Genomic DNA, 1,812 nt, shown 5'->3' with positions numbered 1-1,812 from the left:
TTGGGATCGAAGTCGTCTCGTTCGAGGACCGATTCACGCACCCCGAACCCTCGGGCTATCGCGACCTGCAAATGAAGGTCCGGATGCCCAATGGTCATATCGCCGAGCTCCGTGTGCATTTGAGTCACGTCGACGCGATCGCGACTCATGAGCATGCCATGTTCGAGATGCAGCGTGACCTGAAAGCTCTCGCAAAACAAGAAGACCGGCCGCTGTCGTCGGAGGAGAAGGCGCTGCGTGCGGAAGTGCAGCGGCGCTATAATGAACAGTTCTGGGACGCAACCAAGAAAGGGCTTCCCGAGGAGCTCGGCGGCGAAAAGGGCCGTCGGCCGCACGAGCCGGACTTCGAACTCAACAAGCTGGAACTCGATGCCGAGCCCGAGCGTTCCTCCCCCGCGCATCCGGAAGACCATCTGCCTGAACGCGAACCGGATCGCATCGAGGATGAGCCGTCCCCGGATCCCGCGCCACAAGAGCCGTCCGCAAAACTCTTGGACGAGAATCCCGAACCGACGATCGAGCCGACGTCCGACACCAGCGCACCCATTGACGAAGCCGTGCCGGTCGAACCGATCGACAGGGTCGACGACGAGCCCGACACTCGGACCGAAGAACCCGAAACCGCACCGGTATCGGAGCATCCGCAGCAGGTGACGAGCACTCAGGCCGAACAGCCGGTCGGGCACGACAACCGTGCACCCGAAATCGACAGCGTCACAACCGCTCCAGTCGAAGAATCCCCCACGACCAGCAACTCCGGATCTGAAACCCCGCACCAGGACACCGCCGCGCCCGGCGAAGACACCCGGGAGATGGCCAACCACTACAAGGCCAACTCCCGGATGGAAGGCGGGCAGATCTCCTTCGACGAACTCTCGCCGAAGGCAAAACATTTGGTGAACGCACTCGCCGAAGCCGAGCACATTCCGCTCCGGCCGGGTGAGGTGAACGCTGATCATCTCACCGAGCTGCAAAAGTTCTCGGGTTACGAGCACGGAATCGTCCAGAACAAGGACGGCGACCTTCGTCTGTTCCGCGGGAAGCGGACCACGAGCAAGATCCCCGAGGATCTCGCCGGGTACCGATTCATCCTGCACACGCATCCTGAAGATCGGCTCCCAGGACCGCCTTCCGAGCACGAACGCAGACTCGGATTCAACACCGACAGCATGCGAACGGACGTCGATAACAAGAAGTCCTCGCACATCGAAGCCGTGGTGAGCCGCGACGGCCAAGTCCGGTTCTTCACGAATGAAGGCGTCCTCGACCTCCCGCCCGGTGAATATCCGCGCGGTGGTCCCCTGAACGACCGTGGACACGTCGTCCCGGTCAAGGACCTCGAAACCCATCCGGCCGGAGAAGGTCCCGCACAGCGGAACATCTCCCCGCATGCGCGGGATGAAGGGAAACCCCACCCCGCCGTCGGGGATCACCAGGCAAAGGGAGATACACCTGCAAAGGTCGACCGTTATGTCGACGAGGCCTTCGCTCAACTCGCCGATGAGCTACCCGTTATCGAACAACCCGACGGTGCAGCGGCTGTCGAAAGCCTGAGCAAGTGGCTGGAGATCACCGATCCGGAGCAGCGGCAAGCGCTCGCGGATATATACCAGGCATCCCACGACCACATCGCCCCGTTCATCGTCAAGGTTGCCGATGACATGTTGACCAGTTTGAAGGCACAGGTTGCTGAGAACCCGAACCTGAAGGTGGTCTTCGTCGGCCGAGACGGACACAGTCTCGCCACCGCCATGACCCATCTCGATCCGCAGTTCATGAACGATCACGGGCATGAGGTCATGCGACTCCCCT

At 61.6% G+C, this 1,812-nt stretch carries 1 protein-coding gene; it reads left to right on the top strand.

The window, feature by feature from the left end; translation table 11 throughout:
- Window positions 1-1,812: nucleotidyltransferase family protein (locus NS2_RS36625; RefSeq protein WP_491844354.1), on the top strand; the 1,812-nt coding region annotated here is incomplete at both ends.

The sequence above is a fragment of the Nocardia seriolae NBRC 15557 genome (genome assembly GCF_007990715.1).
Taxonomy (GTDB): domain Bacteria; phylum Actinomycetota; class Actinomycetes; order Mycobacteriales; family Mycobacteriaceae; genus Nocardia; species Nocardia seriolae.
This window is presented reverse-complemented; position numbering and strand designations above follow the sequence as displayed.